The organism is Pseudomonas salomonii, from assembly GCF_900107155.1.
GTDB classification, from domain to species: domain Bacteria; phylum Pseudomonadota; class Gammaproteobacteria; order Pseudomonadales; family Pseudomonadaceae; genus Aquipseudomonas; species Aquipseudomonas salomonii.
On the sequence record NZ_FNOX01000007.1, the window covers coordinates 178657 to 200127 of the forward strand.

Genomic DNA, 21471 nt, shown 5'->3' on the forward strand with positions numbered 1-21471 from the left:
GATGGTGTCAGTGATGCGACGTATGGCCGATTGTAACGGCCCGGTCACGGATAAGGACGGTTTCACGGGCCAACAATCAAATCATTTGTTTCTGAATCCCCAAGATCTACGGGCGTTACCCGTAATACCTCTGCCAGGGTGGTCAGCCCGGCGTTCACTTTGTCGACACCGGCCATGCGCAGGCTGCGCATGCCTTGCTCCACTGAGGCCCGGCGCAGAGCCTGCACGTCGGCACCTGGAGTGATCAGCGCCTTGAGCGCCTCGTTCATCGGCATGATTTCGTAGAGCCCGGCGCGGCCTCGATAACCACTGTCACGGCATTCTGCGCAGCCGACAGCTTCATGGGCGGTGCCCGGCGCGCCCACCGCACGTTTGCAATGCGGGCATAAAAGCCGCACCAGACGCTGCGCCATCACCCCTATAAGGGTAGCTTTGATCAAATAATGAGCAATGCCCAGCTCCTGCAGCCGGCTGATGGCGCTGGGTGCATCATTGGTGTGCAGCGTCGACAGCACCAGATGCCCGGTCAACGCGGCTTGAATCGCCATTTCTGCGGTTTCCCGGTCACGGATCTCACCGATCATGATGATGTCCGGGTCCTGGCGCAGCAGGGCGCGGACACCGCTGGCGAACGTCAGGTCGATGTTGTGCTGCACCTGCATCTGATTGAAGGCCGGTTCAATCATTTCGATCGGGTCCTCCACCGTGCACAGGTTGACCTCGCGGGTTGCCAGTTGCTTGAGCGTGGCGTAGAGGGTGCTGGTCTTGCCGGAGCCGGTTGGCCCGGTGACCAGAATGATGCCGTTGGCCTGACCGGTCATGGCGTGCCAGCGTTGTTGGTCGTCGTGGGATAAACCCAACTGATCGAAATCCTTGAGCAGCACCTGTGGGTCGAAAATCCGCATCACCAGTTTTTCACCAAACGCCGTGGGCAAGGTCGAAAGGCGCAGCTCCACCTCAATGCCTGCCGGGCTTTTGGTCTTGATCCGGCCGTCCTGGGGTTTGCGTTTTTCCGCCACATTCATCCGGCCCAGGCTCTTGAGGCGGCTGACCACCGCCATCGTGACCTGAGGCGGAAACTGATACACATCGTGCAGCAGCCCGTCGATGCGAAAACGCACTCGGCCCTGGTCGCGGCAGGGTTCGACATGGATATCACTGGCCCGCTGCTCGAAGGCGTACTGCAACAGTCAGTCGACGATGGTGACGATATGCGCGTCATTGGCATCCGGCTCCTGATCGCTGGCGCCGAGGTTGAGCAGTTCGACGTTGCCGGCCACCGTCGCTTTTTGATCGGCGCCGCTGACGGATTTGGCCAACCGGTAGAACTCGCCGATGCAGCGTTCAATAGCCGTGGGGTTGGCGACCACGCGCTTGATCGAGCGCTTGAGCACCTGCGCCAACCCGGCTTCCCAGTCGCGGACATGGGGCTGGGCGCTGGCGACGGTGACGGTCTGCGCATCCACGGCCACCGCCAGGATCCCATGGCGCTGCGCAAAGGCATGGGACATCAGCGGCACCACGGTGGCCACGTCGATCTTGAGCGGGTCGATACGCAGATACGGCTGCCCGACGTGCGTGGCCAGCCATTGCGTCAGGGTCTCCAGGCACAGCCCATGGGCTGCAATGCCTACCAGAGGATGTTGCCGGGTGGCGGGCGCCGTCGACAGAGAATGCGCCATCTCTGCGGTTATCAGCCCTTGCTCGAGCAGCGCCGGCAGCAACTGATGCAGTTCCAATCGGTGAGTGTGCAAGGCGGTGGGCATGGGTATTTCCTGGCAGGCGTCGGGTGTAAACCCAGGCTAGCCTGCCCCCGAACATCCACCTGCCCCGGAGTATTGCCGGCTTTTACAGGCTGGCCGCCGTCATCGCTGCAGGCCGCAGAGAGTCAGCCCGCCACACCTCGAGCGAGCAGACGCTGATCAGGTTTCTAAGCTTTTCACCGATCACCTGGGCGCGGTGCCAGCTCAAACCGTCCATGACGATATCAATGTTCAACAGGTCGTCTTCACGGCTCACATTGACCTGTTGCGGGGTCAGGAACTGCAGAGCGAAATAGTTGAGCACCCGGCACAGCACGTCCGGCTCGGCCTCGGCGACGATCTGATAATGCGCCTGGCAATGGGCGTTGTTGACGGCCCAGGCATCGACGCGTGCGCAGGTGTGAGTGGTTTCGACGGCGTGCATGCTGACTCTCCAGATTCGACTGGAGAAATTTTTACATTCGCCATGGGAGATTTCTTATCTAAGATGGGCGCTATCTGCGATTTATTGAATAGATCAATTCAGGATAAGCACATTCAAAGGTATTTTTATGCAAAGTGAGTTGGACGCCTATGACCGCCGCATCCTGGCCCTGCTGCAAGAGGATGCTTCGCTGTCCAGTGCGCAGATCGCCGAACAGGTGGGCCTGTCCCAGTCGCCGTGCTGGCGGCGTATCCAGCGGCTCAAGGAGGAAGGGGTGATTCGCGGCCAGGTCACGCTGCTGGACCGCAAGAAGATCGGCCTTAACACGCAGATTTTTGCCGAGGTCAAACTCAATGCCCACGGCCGTTCCAACTTCACCGAGTTCACCGAGGCGATTCGCGGGTTTCCGGAAGTGCTGGAGTGTTATGTGCTGATGGGCGCGGTGGATTTTCTGCTGCGCATCGTCACCTCGGACATCGAGGCGTATGAGCGGTTTTTCTTCGAGAAGCTGTCGATGGTGCCGGGGATTCAGGAGGTGAACTCGATCGTGGCGTTGTCGGAGATCAAGTCCACCACCAGCCTGCCAGTCTTGCGCTGACAGGGCCTGCCTCATCGCGGGCAAGCCCGGCTCCCACATTGGAATGCATTCCCCTGTGGGAGTTGGGCGATAGCGATCTTACAGGCGCAGTAAAGTCTTCCAGGCGCGGTTCTGATACACCGCAATTGCCTGGTGCATACGCGCATCCAGCGATTCATCGGTGATCGGCTGGTTGGCCAGCAGCGCCAACTTGTTCAGCTCGCCGTACAAGCGGTCCAGCTCCGGGATGTCCACCACCTGGCGTGCGTGGTGCAACCAGGCCTGGATGCGCTCGATGCGCGGCAGTTGCTCGGCCAGGTCTTCCGGTTGCTGCTGGTAGCGCTGCAGTTGCAGGGCGACGGCGTCGTCGGCCAGCAGGCGTGGCAGCCAGTTGGTGATCTGCGCGGCGCCCTGGCGGTTGCCACGTACGTTGCGGTCGGCGGTCCAGGTGCGGGCCAGCAGCCAGCGCGAGGTGTTCAGCGAGAACAGGCCCCAGCGCACGTCTTCGAGTTCTTCGGCGAACTGTTCCGGTGCGGCTTTGCGGATGTCTTCGTCGTCGTCACCGGCCTGCACCAGTGGGCGCCAGTCTTCCAGCAGTGCGTCCAGTGCACTGCGCAGTTCGCTGGTGGATTGACGCGGCGCGGCCTGGCCGAGGCTGCCGATCAGGGCGCGCAGCTCGCCGAGGTTGTCGACCCAGTCCTGCAACAGGCGCCAGTGGCCATTGAAACGGTATTGCTCCGCCAGACGCTGGCTGCTGCCCAACAGGTGCCACATGATCGCGGCGAAGGCATCGTCCAACGGCATTTCGGCGTGGATCTGCGGGGCCGGCAGGCTCAGCGAGTAGCTGCTGGCGTCGTACAGGCGGTAGCCGCGCTCGGCCTTGCTGATATCGCACGGCATCAGTGCCAGGGTCGCGGCCAGTTCGGCGGCCAGTTCCAGCAGGGCAGCCGGTTCGCCTTCGCGCAGTTCCAGTTCCAGCTCGCAGATTTCTTCTTTCTGCTTGCCGACCACCACATGGCCCAGGTCCAGGGCGGCTTCGATCACCACCTTGGCCTTGCCACGGCCCCAGGCGATTTCGGCGCGCTCACGCACGAAATCGGTGGTGAAAATCGGCTTGAGGGTCTTTTTGTCCAGCTCGGCCAATTGCTCGGGCCAGCACTCGCCGTCGAGTTTCTTCACATCGAGCTTGGCTTTGGGCAGGTCCCAGTTGTATTCGTTGCGTTCCGACAAGCCGGCGACGCTTTGGCCACGGGTCTTGAGGGTCTGGATGATGTCGTCACCGTCCTTGCGCAGGCGCAGGGCGACTTTGGCCTGGGCCAGGTCGCGCTCGGGGGTGTCGAAGTACTGGTTCATCAACTCACGGCGTTCCCAGCCACTTTTGTTGCGTTTTTTCAGTAGCGGGTGCTCACGCAGCGCGGCGAGGGTTTCGCGGCTGACGCGGAGCTTGATTTCGGTTTCTTTCTGCATGGCCGGAAAATCCAGGATCGGGAGCGCAGCCGGGGAAATGTGTGGCTGCCAAGGTCGTGCAGTGTACAGGACTGAGCCCGGCAACGTGCCGCAACGGTTTATTGTGTCGTGCAGATGGTTCTATAGTGGGGCTCATCCGGGAAGTTGAGAGGCTGCGCATGCCGTTACCGTCCATGAAAGAGCAATTCGCCGCGCTGATTGCCGCGCCGTCGGTCAGTTGCACCCAAGCGTCTCTCGACCAGACCAACCGCCCGGTGATCGACCTGCTCGCCAGTTGGTTGGGCGACCTGGGTTTTGCCATCGATATCCAGCAAGTCAGCCCCGGCAAGTTCAACCTGCTGGCCAGTTTCGGCAGTGGCCCCGGCGGGCTGGTGCTGGCCGGGCATAGCGATACCGTGCCGTATGACGCCGCGCTGTGGAAGACCGATCCGCTCAAGCTGACGGAAGTCGACGGCCGCTGGGTAGGCCTGGGCAGTTGCGACATGAAGGGTTTTTTTGCCCTGGCCATCGAAGCCGTGCTGCCTTTGCTGGATCAGCCGTTCAAGCAACCTTTGCTGATCCTCGCCACCTGCGATGAAGAAAGCTCGATGTCCGGCGCCCGTGCACTGGCCGAGGCCGGGCGCCCGTTGGGCCGTGCGGCGGTGATTGGTGAGCCGACGGGGCTCAAGCCGATCCGCCTGCACAAAGGCGTGATGATGGAGCGCATTGATATTCTGGGCCAAAGCGGCCATTCGTCGGACCCAAGCCTGGGCCACAGCGCCCTTGAAGCCATGCACGACGCCATCGGCGAACTGCGCGGCCTGCGCCTGGCCTGGCAGCGTGAGTACCGCAACCCGCAATTCAGCGTGCCGCAACCGACCATGAACTTTGGTTGCATTCACGGCGGCGACAACCCCAATCGCATCTGCGGCCAATGCTCGCTGGAATTCGACCTGCGGCCGTTGCCGGGCATGGACCCGCAGGTGCTGCGCGCCGCCATCCGCCAGAAGCTCGAACCCTTGGCCGAGCGTCATAAAGTCAAGATCGACTACGCGCCGCTGTTCCCCGAAGTACCGCCGTTCGAGCAGGCCGAAGACGCCGAGCTGGTGCGGGTGGCGGAACGATTGACCGGTCATCGTGCACAAGCAGTAGCGTTCGGCACCGAAGCGCCTTATCTTCAGCGCCTTGGTTGTGAAACCCTGGTGCTTGGCCCCGGCGATATCGCCTGCGCCCACCAGCCGGGCGAGTACCTCGAAATGTCACGCTTGACGCCTACAGTGCGTCTATTGCGGGAACTGATCGAACATTACTGCCTGAAACCTGCATAAATTAACCCCTGCCTATTCGTACATAGAAGGAGAGCGAGCGTGTCGCCAAGCCTGTTCCGACGATAACCATCAGCCCGCTGTGCGCTTTCACGATTCATCCTTTTTTGGCTGCTTTTTATTACAGGCCCAGGTTTTATGCCCGAATACGTTAATTGGCTTCGTCACGCTTCGCCTTACATCAACGCCCACCGCGACTGCACCTTTGTGGTCATGCTGCCCGGCGATGGTGTGGAACACCCCAACTTCGGCAATATCGTCCACGACCTGGTGCTGCTCCACAGCCTGGGCGTGCGGCTGGTGCTGGTGCACGGTTCGCGCCCGCAGATCGAAACCCGCCTTGAAGCGCGCGGCCTTACCCCGGCTTACCACGAAGGCTTGCGCATCACCGATGCGGCAACCCTGGAATGTGTGATCGACGCGGTCGGGCATCTGCGCATTGCTATCGAGGCGCGCCTGTCCATGGACATGGCCTCGTCGCCGATGCAGGGCTCGCGCTTGCGCGTGGCCAGCGGCAACCTCGTCACTGCACGGCCGATCGGCGTGCTCGAAGGCGTGGACTACCACCACACCGGCGAAGTGCGCCGGGTCGACCGCAAAGGCATCAATCGCCTGCTGGACGAGCGCTCCATCGTGCTGCTGTCGCCATTGGGTTATTCGCCCACCGGCGAGATCTTCAACCTGGCCTGCGAAGACGTCGCCACCCGCGCCGCCATCGACCTGGGCGCCGACAAGCTGCTGCTGTTTGGCGCCGACCTCGGTTTGCTCGATGAGCATGGTCGCCTGGTGCGTGAGTTGCGCCCGCAACAAGTGCCGGCGCACCTGCAACGTTTGGGCAACAACTATCAGGCTGAATTGCTGGACGCCGCCGCCGAGGCTTGCCGTGGCGGCGTAGGGCGCAGCCATATCGTCAGTTATGCCGAAGACGGCGCGCTGCTCACCGAGCTGTTCACCCGCGACGGCGGCGGCACCTTGGTGGCCCAGGAGCAATTCGAACTGGTGCGCGAAGCGGCGATTGAAGACGTCGGTGGCTTGCTCGACCTGATCAGCCCGCTGGAAGAGCAGGGCATTCTGGTGCGGCGTTCGCGTGAGGTGTTGGAACGCGAGATCGAGCAGTTCAGCGTGGTCGAGCGCGAAGGCATGATCATCGCCTGTGCGGCGCTGTATCAGATCGCCGATTCGGATGCCGGTGAGCTGGCATGCCTGGCGGTCAACCCGGAGTACCGTCACGGCGCACGCGGTGATGTGTTGCTGGAGCGCATCGAGACCCGCGCGCGGGCCCAGGGTTTGAAGACTTTGTTTGTCCTCACCACGCGTACCGCCCACTGGTTCCGCGAGCGCGGGTTTGTGCCGAGCAGCGTGGATCGCCTGCCGTCGGCGCGGGCCTCGCTGTACAACTATCAGCGTAATTCGAAGATTTTCGAGAAGGCGCTATAAACCCTAATCCGGGAACGCAGCAGGTCTAAATGTGGGAGCGGGCTTGCTCGCGAAAGCGCACTATCAGTCACTGCACCTGTGACTGGTACACCGCATTCGCGAGCAAGCCCGCTCCCACATTGGATTGCGTTTAGTCTCTTACGAATTTATCGGTCACAAAGGCCGAGTAGTCCGGCAACACCGTTTCAACCTTCCCCTGTTCCTTCAAAAACTTCGCCGTCTCCCCGATCGCCTTCGCCGTGCCGCCTTTGAGCAGCGCCTCGGTTTGCTGCGCCTGGGCATCCGGGAAGGTGGTGCCGGCCAACAGTTCAGGGATATCGACGGCATTGGAGCCTGTCAATTTGGCGATTTTCTGCACCGGTTCGGAATCGACGGTCCAGCGGTCTTTATGGGCCGCATAGTCAGCAAAGGAATCCAGTGTGACCTTGGCAAACTTGGCCACTACGTCAGGATGTTTTTGCGCGAAATCCTTGCGTGCCACCCACACTTCGAACGTCGGCGCGCCCCACTGGCCCACCTGGGCTGCGTCTGTCAGGGTTTTGCCGGTCTTGCGGATTTCCCCCAGCGCCGGTGACCACACGAACGCGCCGTCGATATCGCCACGTTTCCACGCGGCAGCAATTTCTGCCGGTTGCAGGTTCACCACTTTGACTTTTTGCGTGTCCAGGCCCCAATGCTTCAGCGCCCCGAGCAGGCTGTAATGGGAGGTCGAGACAAACGGGGTGGCGATGGTTTTACCCGCCAGGTCTGCGGGTTTGTCGATGCCACTGCCATTGCGTACCACCAGGGCTTCAGAAGTGTTGATCTGCGCCGATACGATAAACGCCACGATCGGTAGATTGCGTGAAGCCGCTGCTGCCAAAGGGCTGGAACCGAGATTGCCGATCTGCACATCGCCGGAAGCGATAGCGGTGACCACTTCAGGGCCGCTGTTGAAGCGGCGCCAGGCGATTTTCTCGCCGATGGCCTTTTCATAGAGACCGTCAGCCTGGGGAACCTTGCTGGGGTCGATACCGGTTTGATAGCCGATGGTCAAATCGGCGGCTTTGACACCAAAAGAAAGTATTAGTGACACAAAAACTGTAACAAATTGACGGGAGGATGTGCGTTTGGCCATGATGGCGTCGCCTTTTTGATCGTGAGTGACGTATGCAACCGTACGGCCACACTAATCGATCTAAAAAAAGGCTGGTAAATACCCTTTAGGAATTAGCTTATGGAGCGCCTGATCTATGCTGATCGGCTCGCTGCCTGCTGAGGCTTATTCCTGAATCGTATGAAAAAGAATGAAACAATTCTTTTTGGGTGTATGAAAAACTCATTACCCTGCAGGGACCAAATCAACTGCGATTAGACGAAGGTAGTAGACACACAAGGTTACGATTGACTTGGTAGTCACTATCTGGCGCTAATCGCGCATCTGTGGATCGAGGGCGTCAGACCCGAGACCAAAGAAATACAAAAATTAGAAATGAGAGGAGCGGTACATGAAGAAGTCCACCTTGGCGTTGGCTGTGACCCTGGGCGCAATCGCTCAGCAAGCAGGCGCTGCCGGTTTCATCGAAGACAGTAAGGCCACACTGGGTCTGCGTAACTTCTACATCAACACGGATAACCGTGATGGTGCTGCAGACCCGTCCAGGAACGAAGAATGGGGCCAAGGCTTCGATCTGCGGTTCATTTCGGGCTATACCCAAGGCACCGTTCAGTTCGGCGTTGACGCAATCGGCTTGTACGGCGTGCGCCTCGATTCTGGCCGCGGCACCAGCGGTAACATCACCGGTACTTCGTCCGGCGGTACTGTGTTCCCAAGCGACGGCAATCGCGCGGTCAACGATTTCGCCAGCCTCGGTGTGACCGGTAAGGTGAAGATCTCCCAAACCGAACTGAAACTGGGTACGTTGCAGCCTAAGCTGCCGGTTATCGTGACCAACGATGGTCGTATGCTGCCGCAAACCTTCCAGGGTGGCCAGATCACTACCAACGACATCAAGGATTTGACCCTGGTTGCCGGTCAGATCGAGCATGCCAAAGGCCGTAACTCCAGCAACAACGAAGGTTTGTCGCTGGGTGGCGCCAACGGTGGCTCGAACTACACCGCAGGCAAGTTCGTCAACAAGTTCTACTATGCCGGTGGTGACTACAAACTCACCAAAGATCTGACCGCACAGTACTACTACGGCAATCTGGAAGACTTCTACAAGCAGCACTTCCTGGGTCTGACCCATAACTGGTCGATCGGCCCGGGCGTATTGAAGTCTGACCTGCGTTATTTCAACAGTTCTGACGACGGCCTGAACGGTAACACGTCTTCCTACTACACCAGCGGTAACTACAACGGTTTCCGTGCCGGTAAGGGTAAAGTCGACAACAACCTGTACAGCGGCCTTTTCCTGTACTCCGTGGCCGGCCACACCTTTGGTGGCGGTTACCAGGTCAGCAATGGCAGCAGCGACTTCCCTTGGTTGAACCAGGGTGACGGCTCGTCGGCTTACATCACTACCGACATGCAGATCCAGAAGTTCGCCCGTGCCGGCGAGCGCACCTGGCAAGCACGTTACGCTTATGACTTCGCCAAGGTTGGCGTACCTGGCCTGACGGCTGGCGTTGTGTACCTCAAAGGTAGCAACATCGACACCATCGCGAACACTAACGCACGTACTGAAACCACCGGCCAGTCCGAGTGGGAACGCGACATCACCGTTGCCTACGTGATTCCAGAAGGCCCGCTGAAAAACCTCGGCGTTGCCTGGAAAAACGCAATGTGGCGTACCGACCTGGCGAACACCCGTTCCCAGGACGAAAACCGTCTGATCGTCAGCTACTCGCTGCCACTGTTCTAGTAGCGTGAAGCTGTTGTAAGACTGTAAACCTTGCCCGGCGCAACGCCGGGCAAGGTGTCTTGCCTTTCAAGTCAGGCTCAACCCCCGCAAGCCCTTCCTGAAACCCCTCTTTTTACAGCGTCTCAAGGCCTTCTCGAACCTTGTGGTGGATGTTGATCCTCGGCCTTTCTGACGTCCAATGAATAGATTTTTAATATTCTTTTATCGTCTAGATAAATCGATATTTATTCTTTTTAAATAATTCCTAACCCATGCACAGTGGTCTCCATAAGCACTCACCAGGAGCCACACCATGAGCCTACGATTGGGCGACATCGCCCCCGACTTTGAACAGGATTCCAGCGCCGGCAAGATTCGTTTCCACGAATGGCTGGGCGATAGCTGGGGCGTGTTGTTTTCCCATCCGGCGGACTTCACTCCGGTGTGCACCACGGAGCTGGGCTTTACCGCCAAGCTCAAGGACGAATTCGCCCAGCGCGGGGTCAAGGCCATTGCCCTGTCGGTCGACCCGGTGGACTCGCACCACAAGTGGATCGAAGACATCAATGAAACCCAGAACACGGTCGTCAACTTCCCGATCCTGGCCGATGCCGATCGCAAGGTGTCGGACCTCTACGACCTGATCCACCCGAATGCCAGTGACACGCTCACCGTGCGTTCCTTGTTCGTGATCGACCCGAACAAGAAGATCCGCCTGACCATCACTTACCCGGCCAGTACCGGCCGCAACTTCCACGAAATCCTGCGGGTCATCGACTCGCTGCAGCTGACCGACAACCACAAGGTCGCCACACCCGCCAACTGGCAGGACGGCGATGAAGTGGTGATCGTGCCGTCGCTCAAGGACGAGGAAGAGATCAAAAAGCGCTTTCCGAAGGGCTACCGTGCGGTGAAGCCGTACCTGCGCCTCACCCCACAGCCCAATCGCTGAAGCTGAAATCGCTATGGCGGGCAAGCCCGGCTCCCACAGTTGACCGCATTCCCCTGTGGGAGCCGGGCTTGCCCGCGATGGCGATGGTGCATGCGCCACAGAACCTGAGTTGAAACCGAATCACATAGCAGGGGTTTTCAGGCCGTTTCGACGGCCTTTTTTTTCGTCTTGAGGTTAATAATCCTCATATTCATTTATAGAATAAACAAATGAAAAAATAAGATTTAAAGATATATAAATATGCTGATAGGGTCTGTTCCATCTTGGCGACATCGCCACTCAGCGAACCGCCGACACTTGCCCAAGGAATACCTGCATGCTGGTCGTAACACTTGGAGGCAGCCCCAGCCAGCGTTCGCGCTCCGGGGTCTTGCTGGAAAAAACCCGTCAGTGGCTGCAAGACAAAGGCGTGGAAGTGGTGAGTTATCAGATCCGGGACTTCCCGGCCGAAGACTTGCTGCACGCCCGCTTCGACAGCCCCAAAGTCATCGATCTGTTGCAGCAAATCGCCAATGCCGACGGCCTGGTCATCGCCACGCCGGTGTACAAGGCCTCGTTTTCCGGCGCGCTGAAAACCGTGCTCGACCTGCTGCCCGAACGCGCCCTGGCCCACAAGATTGTGTTGCCGATGGCCACCGGCGGCAGCATCGCCCACATGCTGGCGGTGGACTACGCCTTGAAGCCGGTGTTGTCGGCCCTCAAGGCCCAGGAATTGCTCCACGGTATTTTCGCCGAAGACAGCCAGATCGCTTACGCCGAAGGCAGTGCCCAGGCGCAACTGGTGCCGGTGCTTGAACAGCGGTTGCACGAGGCCCTCGAGACGCTTTACGGCGCCATGGCCCGTCGCCCCAAACCGCTGGACCCCAATGTGTTGAATGAACGTTTGTTGAGTGCTCGCTGGAGCATTTAAGCCGCACCGAAATTTGTAGTACTCACCTTACTCAGCCGCCAACGGCCAAGCAGGTGCAGCCAACCCCCTCATCGCATTATTTGGAGAGAGCGCCATGCGCACTGTCATCTTGCGTCGTGGTCTGGTCGCACTGTTTGCTGCGGCTGTGTCCTTCGGCGCCATTGTTCAAGCCCAGGCCGCCGAGACTTTGCGGATCGGTTATCAGAAGTACGGCACGCTGGTGCTGCTCAAAGCCAAGGGCTCGCTGGAAAAGCGCCTGGCCGCCCAGGGCGTGCAAGTGCAATGGACCGAATTCCCCGGTGGCCCGCAGTTGCTCGAAGGCCTGAACGTCGGCGCCATCGACTTTGGCGTCACCGGCGAAACGCCGCCGGTGTTCGCCCAGGCGGCGGGCGCAGATTTGCTCTACGTCGCCTACGAGCCGCCGGCGCCGACCAGTGAAGCGATCCTGGTGCCCAAGGATTCGACGATCAAATCGGTGGCCGAGCTCAAGGGCAAGAAGATCGTGCTCAACAAAGGCTCCAACGTGCACTATTTGTTGGTGCGTGCCCTGGAAGATGCCGGCCTCAAATACACCGACGTACAGACCATCTTCCTGCCGCCCGCCGATGCCCGCGCCGCGTTCGAGCGCGGCAGCGTGGACGCCTGGGTGATCTGGGACCCGTACCAGGCGGCCGCCGAGAAACAACTGCAAGCCCGTACCCTGCGTGACGGCACCGGCATTGCCGACAACCACCAGTTCTACCTGGCCACCAGGCCTTACGCCACGCAGCACCCGGACGTGATCAAGGCGCTGGTGGAAGAAGTGCGCGCCGTGGGCGAGTGGTCCAAGGCCAACCCTACGGAGGTGACCGAACAAGTCGCGCCACTGCTCGGCTTGCCGGCGGACATCACCCTGACCTCGGTCAAGCGCCAAGGCTACGGCGCGCTGTTCCTGACCCCGGAAGTGGTCGCCGCCCAGCAGAAAATCGCCGACACCTTCTACCAGCTCAAATTGATCCCCAAACCCTTGAGCATCAAGGACGTGATCTGGACGCCATCCGCCGCCGTCGCCACAGCGCCGTAATCCGACTTCTTCAGGAGACAACTCCATGAGCCTCAATATTTTCTGGTTCCTGCCTACCCACGGCGACGGCCATTACCTTGGCACCGCCGAAGGCGCCCGCGCCGTCGATCACGGTTATCTGCAGCAAGTGGCTCAGGCGGCTGACCGCCTGGGTTTCGGCGGGGTGCTGATTCCTACCGGCCGCTCCTGTGAAGACTCGTGGCTGGTGGCCGCCTCGCTGATCCCGGTAACCCAGCGTTTGAAATTCCTTGTCGCGCTGCGCCCCGGCATCATCTCCCCGACGGTGGCGGCGCGTCAGGCCGCGACCCTGGACCGTTTGTCCGGCGGGCGCGCTTTGTTCAACCTGGTCACCGGCGGTGATCCGGAAGAGCTGGCCGGCGATGGCTTGTTCCTCAGCCACGAAGAGCGCTACCAGGCCTCGGTGGAATTCACCCGCATCTGGCGCCGCGTGCTGGAAGGCGAAACCGTGGATTACGACGGCGAACACATCAGCGTCAAAGGCGCCAAATTGCTCTACCCGCCGATCCAGCAGCCACGTCCGCCGCTTTACTTCGGTGGCTCCTCTGAAGCCGCCCAGGACCTGGCAGCCGAACAGGTGGAAATGGTGCTGACCTGGGGCGAACCACCGGCCGCCGTCGCGGAAAAAATCGAACAGGTGCGCGCCAAGGCGGCCAAACTTGGACGCACTGTGCGCTTCGGTATTCGCCTGCATGTCATCGTGCGCGAAACCAACGATGAAGCCTGGAAAGCCGCCGACAAACTGATTTCCCATCTGGATGACGAAACCATCGCCCGCGCCCAGGCATCCCTGGCGCGTTTCGACTCGGTTGGCCAGCAGCGTATGGCCGCTTTGCACGGTGGCAACCGCGACAACCTCGAAGTCAGCCCCAACCTGTGGGCCGGCGTCGGCCTGGTGCGCGGCGGTGCCGGCACCGCACTGGTGGGGGACGGCCCAACCGTTGCGGCGCGGGTCAAGGAATACGCGGCGCTGGGCATCGACACTTTTATCTTCTCCGGTTACCCACACCTGGAAGAGTCGTATCGGGTTGCCGAACTGTTGTTCCCGCACCTGGATATCGAGCGTCCCGAGCTGCCGAAAAGCGCCGGTTACGTCAGCCCGTTCGGCGAAATGGTCGCCAACGACATTCTTCCCAAAGCTGCGTCGCAGAGCTGAGGCGCCATTATGGATTTTGAAAAGTTAAGCCACCGCGTCGCGCCTTGGGTGCTGCCGATTTTGTTGTTGGCGGTGTGGCAGCTGTCGGTGTCCGCGGGCTGGTTGTCGACGCGCATTTTGCCGGCGCCCAGTGCGGTGATCGAAGCTGGGGTCAACCTGGTACGCAGCGGCGAAATCTGGACGCACCTGGCCATCAGCGGCTGGCGTGCGGGCCTGGGCTTTGTGATCGGTGGCAGCATCGGTTTGGCCCTGGGCTTTATCACCGGCCTGTCGAAGTGGGGCGAGCGCCTGCTGGACAGCTCGGTGCAGATGATCCGCAACGTGCCGCACCTGGCGCTGATTCCGCTGGTGATTTTGTGGTTCGGCATTGATGAGACGGCGAAGATTTTCCTGGTCGCCCTCGGCACGCTGTTCCCGATCTACCTGAACACCTACCACGGCATCCGCAACGTCGACCCGGCGCTGGTGGAAATGTCGCGCAGCTACGGCCTGTCCGGTTTCAGCCTGTTCTGGCAAGTGATCCTGCCGGGCGCCTTGCCTTCGATTCTGGTGGGCGTGCGCTTCGCCCTGGGCTTTATGTGGTTGACGCTGATCGTGGCGGAAACCATCTCGGCCAGTTCCGGCATCGGTTACCTGGCCATGAACGCCCGCGAATTCCTGCAAACCGACGTGGTGGTACTGGCGATTGTGCTGTACGCGATCCTCGGCAAGCTCGCCGACCTCGCGGCGCGTGGCCTGGAACGTGTGTGGCTGCGTTGGCATCCGGCTTACCAAGTGAATAAAGGAGGTGCGGCATGACCGCTCAACAACCTCCGCGCCTGCTCAAGGGCATCCCGCTGGCGGTGCGCAAATTGCGCAAGGCCTTTGGTGCGCGGGAAGTACTCAAAGAGATTGACCTGCACATTCCGGCTGGCCAGTTCGTGGCCGTGGTCGGCCGCAGCGGCTGCGGCAAAAGTACCTTGCTGCGCCTGCTCGCAGGCCTGGACAAAGCCAGTGGCGGCGAGTTGCTGGCCGGTTCCGCGCCGCTGAACGAGGCAATTGAAGACACGCGGCTGATGTTCCAGGAAGCGCGTCTGCTGCCGTGGAAAAAGATCATCGACAACGTGGGCCTTGGCCTCAAGGGCAACTGGCGCCCCAAGGCGTTGGAAGCGCTGGAAGCGGTGGGTTTGGCCGAGCGTGCCAATGAATGGCCGGCGGCCTTGTCCGGCGGCCAGAAGCAGCGTGTGGCCCTGGCGCGTGCGTTGATTCACCAGCCGCGCCTGCTATTGCTCGACGAACCTTTGGGCGCGCTGGACGCCCTGACCCGCATCGAGATGCAGCAACTGATTGAAAACCTCTGGCAGAAGCACGGCTTTACCGTGTTGTTGGTCACCCACGACGTCAGCGAGGCCGTGGCGATTGCTGACCGCGTGATCCTGATCGAAGACGGCGAAATCGGCCTCGACCTGATCGTCGATCTGCCGCGCCCACGCGCCAGGGGCTCACATCGCCTGGCCGCGCTGGAAGCCGAAGTGCTTAACCGGGTGCTGTCGCTGCCAGGCTCGCCGCCGGAACCTGAACCTGTTTCACCGCTGCCTACGCAATTGCGTTGGGCTCAATAACTCATAGAGGAAAACCATCATGACTATCAAAGCCATCAACGTACGTAACCAGTTCAAAGGCACCATCAAGGAAATCGTCGAAGGCGACGTGCTGTCGGAAATCGACGTGCAGACCGCGTCCGGCATCGTGACTTCGGTGATCACTACCCGCTCGGTCAAAGAGCTGGAACTGGTGATCGGCAGCGAAGTGATTGCCTTTGTGAAGTCCACCGAGGTGTCGATCGCCAAGTTGTGATCACTCCACTGATCGTTCCCACGCTCCGCGTGGTAATGCATCCCGTGACGCTCTGCGTCACCGCAATGCAGGCGGGACGCGGAGCGTCCCAGGCGGCATTCCCACGCAGAGCGTGGGAACGATCAGCGCTTAGGCAAATACGCCGGTAAATAAAGCCCCACATACGCATCAAACACCCGCATCCCTTCCTCGGCCATGCGCGGCGTAATCTGCCCATGCTGATGCACCGAACGCGCGTACACGCGGTCGCTCAACTCCAGCGCCAGCGCGAACACGTCCACGTCGGCGGGCAAGGTCGGCACTTCGAAGTGGCGGTTGAACACTTCAAGCATCAAATCCCCCAACTCCAAGTCATGCTGACGGTCCGCCTGGGTCACTTCGGCAAGCCCGTGCTGCGCCAGGATCAATTGACGTGCAGCCGCGTCGTTGCTGTAGATGCTGAGCATGCGTTGCTCGACGATAGAGGACAGGTCGCGCCACACCTTGAGTGAATCATGCTCGATAGGCGCCTGGATCGCGGCGCGGAAAGCGGCGTGCACATCGGCGGTCAACGCCTCCAGCAGCGCCGGCACGCTGGCGAAAAAGTGATACACCGACGACGGCGGGATCTGCGCCCGTTCGGCCACGCTGTAGATCGACAAGCTCGCCACGCCCTCGCTCGCCAACAAGGTGCGAGCGGCGTCGAGGATCGCATCGATCCGTGCCTGGCTGCGGGCGCGGGGTTTGCGAGGGGCGGCGGGGCGGGTGGGCATGGAAGTCTCCTACAAGGCAGAGCGCATTGTACGCGACCTTATGATCGTTCCCACGCTCTGCGTGGGAATGCCTCGCTGGACGCTCCGCATCCGCTCTTGGGGCGCAGAGCGTCCCTGGCTGCATTACCACGCAGAGCGTGGGAACGAGATTGCAGCGCAAAAAAATGCCGCAGGCCATAAAGCCTGCGGCATTCTTTTAAAACTGCAACTGCTTACACAGTATGCAGATACCAGTTGTACTCAAGGTCGGAGATGGAGTGTTCAAACTCTTCCAGCTCACTTTCCTTACAGGCGACGAAGATATCGATGTACTTGGGATCGATGTACTTGGCCATCACCTCGCTGTCGTCCAACTCACGCAATGCATCGCGCAGGTTGTTCGGCAGGCTCTGTTCGTTCTGCTCGTAGCTGTTGCCTTCCACCGGAGCACCAGGCTCGATCTTGTTGGTCAGACCGTGGTGCACACCCGCCAGGACCGAAGCCATCAGCAGGTAAGGGTTGGCGTCGGCACCGGCCACGCGGTGTTCGATACGCACGGCATCGGACGAGCCGGTGGGTACGCGAATCGCCACAGTGCGGTTATCCAGGCCCCAGCACGGCGAGTTCGGCACGTAGAACTGTGCGCCGAAACGACGGTAGGAGTTGACGTTGGGGCACAGGAACGCCATTTGGGCGGGCAGGGTCTCGAGCACACCGCCGATCGCGTGACGCAGTGCGGCGTTCTGCTCGGGATCCTCGCTGGCAAAAATGTTCTTGCCGTCCTTGTCCAAAATGGAGATGTGTACGTGTAAACCGTTGCCTGCCTGGCCTGGATAAGGTTTGGCCATGAAGGTGGTGTCCATCTCATGGTCGTAGGCGATGTTCTTGATCAGGCGCTTGAGCAGTACCGCGTAGTCGCAAGCCTTGATCGGGTCGGCGACGTGGTGCAGGTTCACTTCGAACTGCGCCGGGGCACTTTCCTTGACGATGGCGTCAGCCGGGATACCTTGCTCTTTGGCACCTTCCAGAATGTCCTGGAGGCAGTCGACGTATTCGTCGAGGTCGTCGATCAGGTAGACCTGTGTCGAGTGCGGGCGTTTGCCGGAGATCGGCGAGCGGGGCGGTTGTGGGCGGCCGTTCACGTTCTCCTGGTCGATCAGGTAGAACTCAAGCTCGAAGGCGGCGCAGATGGTCAGGCCAAGGTCGTCAAATTTGCTTACAACTTGGCGGAGCACTTCGCGAGGATCGGCGAAGAAAGGTTCACCTTCAAGTTCGTGCATGGTCATCAGCAGTTGCGCGGTGGGGCGCTTTTGCCAGGGTTCATTGCACAGGGTGTCGGGGATTGGATAACAGATTCGGTCAGCATCACCGATGTCCAGACCCAGGCCGGTGCTTTCCACCGTCGAGCCATTGATATCCAGGGCAAATAAAGAGGCAGGCAGGTTAATGCCCTTCTCGTAAACCTTGTGGAGGCTGGTGCGTTCGATGCGCTTACCGCGCACCACACCATTCATATCCGCAATTAGAAGGTCTACGTACAGAACCTCAGGATGATCCTTAAGGAACGCGTTCGCTTCGTTAAGCTGAACGGCACGCGGGGGTACCGACATGATGCAACACCTTTGTTGTTAAAAATATCAATCATTGATCTTTTCTGGTTTCAGTCAACCCGAACGGCATGCCGAAGTCAAGCGAGGCCTTTTTTGCCCTAAAAAAGCGCCCTGAGGCCTTTTTTGGGGCTTTTCGGGGCGGTTTTGTGGGTTTGAAGGGCTTGGGACTAGCAGGCTAAAGCGGGCCGTGTTGTATTTTTTACGGGGGTGTTGTGTAAAAAAATGAACAAGGCTAAGCTCGATTCAAACCCATAACAGCAATAATACCGGGGTGCTTCATGTTTCACCTGCCGCCGTTCGGCGTCTCTGCCTGCCTCCGCCAGGCTTTGTCCGCAGTCTATTCCTACAGCGTAAATGCCCACGCACCGGCCAATATTCTTGACGGCCCGTCCGACCTCTTTTTTGCCTCCCCATCTGCCACTGACCGGCCGCTGCCTGCGCTGCCGATCAAGATTGCGCACAACTTTGGCGTGAGGAATGCAACGCTGCAGCAAATGGCAGGTAAGCTCCTACCCTGAATGAACCAACGACGCGGATGCTGCGTCAACCAACGCCTGACCTTTAATGGATGTCAGGAAACACAGCCCAGAGGCATTTATGAGTAACAACCTCGACCAGCTCACCGATTGGTTGAAAGACCACAAGATCACAGAAGTCGAATGCATGATTGGCGACCTCACGGGCATCACCCGGGGCAAGATCTCGCCGACCAACAAGTTCATCGCCGAAAAAGGCATGCGCCTGCCCGAGAGCGTTCTGTTGCAGACCGTGACCGGCGACTATGTCGAAGACGACATCTATTACGAATTGCTCGACCCGGCCGACATCGACATGATCTGCCGTCCCGACCAGAACGCGGTATTCCTGGTGCCTTGGGCCATCGAGCCCACCGCCCAGGTGATCCACGATACCTACGACAAGCAAGGCAACCCTATCGAGCTGTCGCCGCGCAACGTGCTCAAGAAGGTACTCAAGCTCTATTCCGACAGGGGCTGGCAGCCGATCGTGGCGCCGGAGATGGAGTTCTACCTGACCAAGCGCTGCGAAGACCCGGACTTCCCGCTGCAACCGCCGATTGGCCGTTCCGGTCGCCCGGAAACCGGTCGCCAGTCCTTCTCTATAGAAGCCGCCAACGAATTCGACCCGTTGTTCGAAGACGTCTACGACTGGTGCGAACTGCAGGAGCTGGACCTCGATACCCTGATCCACGAGGACGGCACGGCGCAGATGGAAATCAACTTCCGTCACGGCGATGCCCTGTCCCTGGCCGACCAGATCCTGGTGTTCAAGCGCACCATGCGTGAGGCCGCGCTCAAGCACAACGTGGCCGCCACCTTTATGGCCAAGCCGATGACCGGCGAGCCGGGCAGCGCGATGCACTTGCACCAGAGCATCATCGACATCGCCACCGGCAAGAACGTTTTCTCTAATGAAGACGGGACCATGAGCCAGCTGTTTCTCAACCACATTGGCGGCCTGCAGAAATTCATCCCTGAATTGCTGCCGTTGTTTGCCCCCAACGTGAACTCGTTCCGTCGCTTCCTGCCCGACACCTCGGCGCCGGTGAACGTGGAGTGGGGCGAAGAAAACCGCACCGTCGGCCTGCGCGTACCGGATGCCGGCCCGCAGAACCGCCGCGTCGAAAACCGCCTGCCGGGCGCTGATGCCAACCCGTACCTGGCGATTGCCGCCAGCTTGCTGTGTGGCTACATCGGCATGGTCGAAGGCCATAACCCCAGTGCACCGGTGGTGGGCCGTGGTTACGAGCGCCGCAACCTGCGCCTGCCGTTGACCATCGAAGACGCCCTGGAACGTATGGAAAACAGCAAAACCATCGAGAAGTACCTGGGGCAGAAATTCATCACAGGCTACGTCGCGGTCAAGCGGGCCGAGCATGAAAACTTCAAGCGCGTGATCAGTTCGTGGGAGCGGGAATTCCTGCTCTTCGCCGTCTGATGCGCCGGGCGCGTGGGGCAACCCGCGTGCCCTTCACCGAAAAAGTCTAGGAGACCGGTATGTCCAGCAACAACCCGCAAACCCGTGAATGGCAAGCCTTGAGCAATGATCACCACTTGGCGCCGTTCAGCGACTTCAAGCAATTGAAAGAGAAAGGCCCACGGATCATCACCAAAGCCCACGGCGTTTACCTGTGGGACAGCGAAGGCAACAAGATCCTCGACGGCATGGCCGGCCTGTGGTGCGTGGCGATCGGTTACGGTCGCGACGAGCTGGCTGACGCCGCCGCCAAACAGATGAAAGAACTGCCTTACTACAACCTGTTCTTCCAGACCGCGCACCCGCCGGTGCTGGAGTTGGCCAAAGTCATTGCCGATGTCGCGCCTGCCGGCATGAACCACGTGTTCTTCACCGGTTCCGGCTCCGAAGGCAACGACACCATGCTGCGCATGGTCCGCCACTACTGGGCGATCAAGGGCCAGCCGAACAAGAAAACCATCATCAGCCGCAAGAACGGCTACCACGGCTCCACCGTGGCCGGCGCCAGCCTGGGCGGCATGACTTATATGCACGAACAGGGCGACTTGCCGATCCCTGGCATCACCCACATCGCCCAGCCTTACTGGTATGGCGAAGGCGGCGACATGAGCCCGGAAGAGTTCGGGGTCTGGGCTGCCAACCAGCTGGAAGAAAAGATTCTGGAGCTGGGCGTGGACAACGTCGGGGCCTTTATTGCCGAGCCGATCCAGGGTGCCGGTGGCGTGATCGTGCCGCCTGAGAGCTACTGGCCGCGCATCAAGGAAATCCTCGCCAAGTACGACATCCTGTTCGTCGCCGACGAAGTGATCTGCGGTTTCGGCCGTACCGGCGAATGGTTCGGCAGCGATTTCTACGACCTCAAGCCGCACATGATGACCATCGCCAAAGGCCTGACCTCGGGTTACATCCCCATGGGCGGCTTGATCGTGCACGACGACGTGGTTGCCGTGCTCAATGAAGGCGGCGATTTCAACCACGGCTTCACCTATTCCGGTCACCCGGTGGCCGCCGCCGTGGCTTTGGAAAACATCCGCATCATGCGTGATGAAAAAATCATTAAGCGTGTGCACGAAGAAGCGGCACCGTATTTGCAGAAACGCCTGAGGGAACTGGCTGATCACCCGCTGGTGGGTGAAGTGCGCGGTGTGGGCATGCTCGGGGCGATTGAGCTGGTGCAGGACAAGGCCACGCGCAAACGTTACGAAGGCCGTGGTGTGGGCATGATCTGCCGCACGTTCTGCTTCGAGAATGGCCTGATCATGCGCGCCGTAGGCGACACCATGATCATTTCGCCGCCGCTGGTGATCAGCAATGCGCAAATCGACGAGCTGGTGACCAAGGCTCGCCATTGCCTGGACCTGACTTTGGCGGCATTGCAGGGCTAAGTGCTAGGCTCAGAACGCAGC

19 protein-coding genes and 1 pseudogene are annotated in these 21471 nt (G+C 60.0%); 14 read left to right on the top strand and 6 right to left on the bottom strand.

Features of this window, described 5'->3' with window-relative positions:
- Nucleotides 1–62 precede the first annotated feature (62 nt).
- Nucleotides 63–1766, bottom strand: a pseudogene (locus tag BLV67_RS17330) (GspE/PulE family protein).
- 82 nt (nucleotides 1767–1848) lie between these two features.
- Nucleotides 1849–2187: a hypothetical protein gene (locus BLV67_RS17335; RefSeq protein ID WP_065931832.1), complete on the bottom strand. Its 339-nt coding sequence runs from the start codon at nucleotides 2185–2187 to the stop codon at nucleotides 1849–1851.
- Between the two features lie 127 nt (nucleotides 2188–2314).
- Between BLV67_RS17335 and BLV67_RS17340 the strand changes: the two genes are divergently transcribed.
- Nucleotides 2315–2785 (top strand): Lrp/AsnC family transcriptional regulator, encoded by a 471-nt coding sequence (locus BLV67_RS17340; RefSeq protein WP_065931831.1) that lies wholly within the window; start codon nucleotides 2315–2317, stop codon nucleotides 2783–2785.
- A gap of 78 nt (nucleotides 2786–2863) precedes the next feature.
- Here BLV67_RS17340 and BLV67_RS17345 read toward each other — a convergent pair whose 3' ends face one another.
- Complete coding sequence (locus BLV67_RS17345) at nucleotides 2864–4231, bottom strand: CYTH domain-containing protein (protein ID WP_065931830.1); 1368 nt, start codon at nucleotides 4229–4231, stop codon at nucleotides 2864–2866.
- Between the two features lie 158 nt (nucleotides 4232–4389).
- On the opposite strand from BLV67_RS17345, the gene argE reads away from it, so the two are divergent.
- Nucleotides 4390–5538, top strand: coding sequence for an acetylornithine deacetylase (gene argE / locus BLV67_RS17350; protein WP_065931829.1), 1149 nt, complete (start codon nucleotides 4390–4392; stop codon nucleotides 5536–5538).
- A 135-nt stretch (nucleotides 5539–5673) separates the two neighbouring features.
- Nucleotides 5674–6972 carry an amino-acid N-acetyltransferase gene (argA, locus tag BLV67_RS17355; protein ID WP_069787098.1) on the top strand — a complete coding sequence of 433 codons (1299 nt, stop codon included), beginning with the start codon at nucleotides 5674–5676 and terminating at the stop codon, nucleotides 6970–6972.
- A 130-nt stretch (nucleotides 6973–7102) separates the two neighbouring features.
- Here argA and tauA read toward each other — a convergent pair whose 3' ends face one another.
- Nucleotides 7103–8089: a taurine ABC transporter substrate-binding protein gene (tauA, locus tag BLV67_RS17360; protein WP_069787097.1), complete on the bottom strand. Its 987-nt coding sequence runs from the start codon at nucleotides 8087–8089 to the stop codon at nucleotides 7103–7105.
- A gap of 370 nt (nucleotides 8090–8459) precedes the next feature.
- Here tauA and BLV67_RS17365 point away from each other — a divergent pair, with 370 nt between their 5' ends.
- The 8 genes from BLV67_RS17365 to BLV67_RS17400 all read left to right on the top strand — a co-directional run bounded on the left by BLV67_RS17365 (nucleotide 8460) and on the right by BLV67_RS17400 (nucleotide 15729).
- Nucleotides 8460–9815, top strand: coding sequence for an OprD family porin (locus BLV67_RS17365; RefSeq protein ID WP_056860739.1), 1356 nt, complete (start codon nucleotides 8460–8462; stop codon nucleotides 9813–9815).
- Between the two features lie 292 nt (nucleotides 9816–10107).
- Entirely contained in the window at nucleotides 10108–10746 is a 639-nt protein-coding gene (locus BLV67_RS17370; protein ID WP_015886425.1) for a peroxiredoxin, read from the top strand.
- A gap of 316 nt (nucleotides 10747–11062) precedes the next feature.
- On the top strand, nucleotides 11063–11656 hold the full coding sequence (ssuE, locus tag BLV67_RS17375; RefSeq protein ID WP_056860738.1) for an NADPH-dependent FMN reductase: 594 nt from the start codon (nucleotides 11063–11065) through the stop codon (nucleotides 11654–11656).
- Between the two features lie 94 nt (nucleotides 11657–11750).
- Nucleotides 11751–12719, top strand: a complete 969-nt coding sequence (locus tag BLV67_RS17380; protein ID WP_065931826.1) for a sulfonate ABC transporter substrate-binding protein — start codon at nucleotides 11751–11753, stop codon at nucleotides 12717–12719.
- 25 nt (nucleotides 12720–12744) lie between these two features.
- Complete coding sequence (gene ssuD, locus BLV67_RS17385; protein WP_017139539.1) at nucleotides 12745–13893, top strand: FMNH2-dependent alkanesulfonate monooxygenase; 1149 nt, start codon at nucleotides 12745–12747, stop codon at nucleotides 13891–13893.
- Between the two features lie 9 nt (nucleotides 13894–13902).
- Nucleotides 13903–14691, top strand: coding sequence for an aliphatic sulfonate ABC transporter permease SsuC (gene ssuC / locus BLV67_RS17390; protein WP_017139538.1), 789 nt, complete (start codon nucleotides 13903–13905; stop codon nucleotides 14689–14691).
- Entirely contained in the window at nucleotides 14688–15494 is an 807-nt protein-coding gene (gene ssuB / locus BLV67_RS17395) for an aliphatic sulfonates ABC transporter ATP-binding protein (RefSeq protein WP_056860734.1), read from the top strand. Before ssuC ends, ssuB begins: the two co-directional genes overlap by 4 nt.
- Before the next feature lie 19 nt (nucleotides 15495–15513).
- Nucleotides 15514–15729, top strand: a complete 216-nt coding sequence (locus BLV67_RS17400) for a TOBE domain-containing protein (protein WP_003213899.1) — start codon at nucleotides 15514–15516, stop codon at nucleotides 15727–15729.
- A 122-nt stretch (nucleotides 15730–15851) separates the two neighbouring features.
- Here BLV67_RS17400 and BLV67_RS17405 read toward each other — a convergent pair whose 3' ends face one another.
- Nucleotides 15852–16481, bottom strand: coding sequence for a TetR/AcrR family transcriptional regulator (locus tag BLV67_RS17405; protein WP_069787096.1), 630 nt, complete (start codon nucleotides 16479–16481; stop codon nucleotides 15852–15854).
- A gap of 212 nt (nucleotides 16482–16693) precedes the next feature.
- On the bottom strand, nucleotides 16694–18070 hold the full coding sequence (locus BLV67_RS17415; protein ID WP_003213894.1) for a glutamine synthetase family protein: 1377 nt from the start codon (nucleotides 18068–18070) through the stop codon (nucleotides 16694–16696).
- Between the two features lie 278 nt (nucleotides 18071–18348).
- Between BLV67_RS17415 and BLV67_RS17420 the strand changes: the two genes are divergently transcribed.
- From BLV67_RS17420 to BLV67_RS17430, 3 genes are all read left to right on the top strand, one after another.
- Entirely contained in the window at nucleotides 18349–18588 is a 240-nt protein-coding gene (locus BLV67_RS17420; protein WP_074854488.1) for a hypothetical protein, read from the top strand.
- A 79-nt stretch (nucleotides 18589–18667) separates the two neighbouring features.
- Nucleotides 18668–20026 (top strand): glutamine synthetase family protein, encoded by a 1359-nt coding sequence (locus tag BLV67_RS17425; protein ID WP_017139534.1) that lies wholly within the window; start codon nucleotides 18668–18670, stop codon nucleotides 20024–20026.
- Nucleotides 20027–20085: 59 nt separating this feature from the next.
- A complete protein-coding gene (locus tag BLV67_RS17430; protein WP_069787095.1) occupies nucleotides 20086–21450 on the top strand; it encodes an aspartate aminotransferase family protein in 1365 nt (454 codons plus the stop codon).
- The last annotated feature ends 21 nt before the right edge of the window (nucleotides 21451–21471 follow it).

Bases quoted from the DNA above. Each gene is read 5' to 3' on its own strand.
- BLV67_RS17335 (WP_065931832.1), bottom strand. From the start codon at position 2,187: ATGCACGCCGTCGAAACCACTCACACCTGCGCACGCGTCGATGCCTGG.
- BLV67_RS17340 (WP_065931831.1), top strand. From the start codon at position 2,315: ATGCAAAGTGAGTTGGACGCCTATGACCGCCGCATCCTGGCCCTGCTG.
- BLV67_RS17345 (WP_065931830.1), bottom strand. From the start codon at position 4,231: ATGCAGAAAGAAACCGAAATCAAGCTCCGCGTCAGCCGCGAAACCCTC.
- argE (WP_065931829.1), top strand. From the start codon at position 4,390: ATGCCGTTACCGTCCATGAAAGAGCAATTCGCCGCGCTGATTGCCGCG.
- argA (WP_069787098.1), top strand. From the start codon at position 5,674: ATGCCCGAATACGTTAATTGGCTTCGTCACGCTTCGCCTTACATCAAC.
- tauA (WP_069787097.1), bottom strand. From the start codon at position 8,089: ATGGCCAAACGCACATCCTCCCGTCAATTTGTTACAGTTTTTGTGTCA.
- BLV67_RS17365 (WP_056860739.1), top strand. From the start codon at position 8,460: ATGAAGAAGTCCACCTTGGCGTTGGCTGTGACCCTGGGCGCAATCGCT.
- BLV67_RS17370 (WP_015886425.1), top strand. From the start codon at position 10,108: ATGAGCCTACGATTGGGCGACATCGCCCCCGACTTTGAACAGGATTCC.
- ssuE (WP_056860738.1), top strand. From the start codon at position 11,063: ATGCTGGTCGTAACACTTGGAGGCAGCCCCAGCCAGCGTTCGCGCTCC.
- BLV67_RS17380 (WP_065931826.1), top strand. From the start codon at position 11,751: ATGCGCACTGTCATCTTGCGTCGTGGTCTGGTCGCACTGTTTGCTGCG.
- ssuD (WP_017139539.1), top strand. From the start codon at position 12,745: ATGAGCCTCAATATTTTCTGGTTCCTGCCTACCCACGGCGACGGCCAT.
- ssuC (WP_017139538.1), top strand. From the start codon at position 13,903: ATGGATTTTGAAAAGTTAAGCCACCGCGTCGCGCCTTGGGTGCTGCCG.
- ssuB (WP_056860734.1), top strand. From the start codon at position 14,688: ATGACCGCTCAACAACCTCCGCGCCTGCTCAAGGGCATCCCGCTGGCG.
- BLV67_RS17400 (WP_003213899.1), top strand. From the start codon at position 15,514: ATGACTATCAAAGCCATCAACGTACGTAACCAGTTCAAAGGCACCATC.
- BLV67_RS17405 (WP_069787096.1), bottom strand. From the start codon at position 16,481: ATGCCCACCCGCCCCGCCGCCCCTCGCAAACCCCGCGCCCGCAGCCAG.
- BLV67_RS17415 (WP_003213894.1), bottom strand. From the start codon at position 18,070: ATGTCGGTACCCCCGCGTGCCGTTCAGCTTAACGAAGCGAACGCGTTC.
- BLV67_RS17420 (WP_074854488.1), top strand. From the start codon at position 18,349: ATGTTTCACCTGCCGCCGTTCGGCGTCTCTGCCTGCCTCCGCCAGGCT.
- BLV67_RS17425 (WP_017139534.1), top strand. From the start codon at position 18,668: ATGAGTAACAACCTCGACCAGCTCACCGATTGGTTGAAAGACCACAAG.
- BLV67_RS17430 (WP_069787095.1), top strand. From the start codon at position 20,086: ATGTCCAGCAACAACCCGCAAACCCGTGAATGGCAAGCCTTGAGCAAT.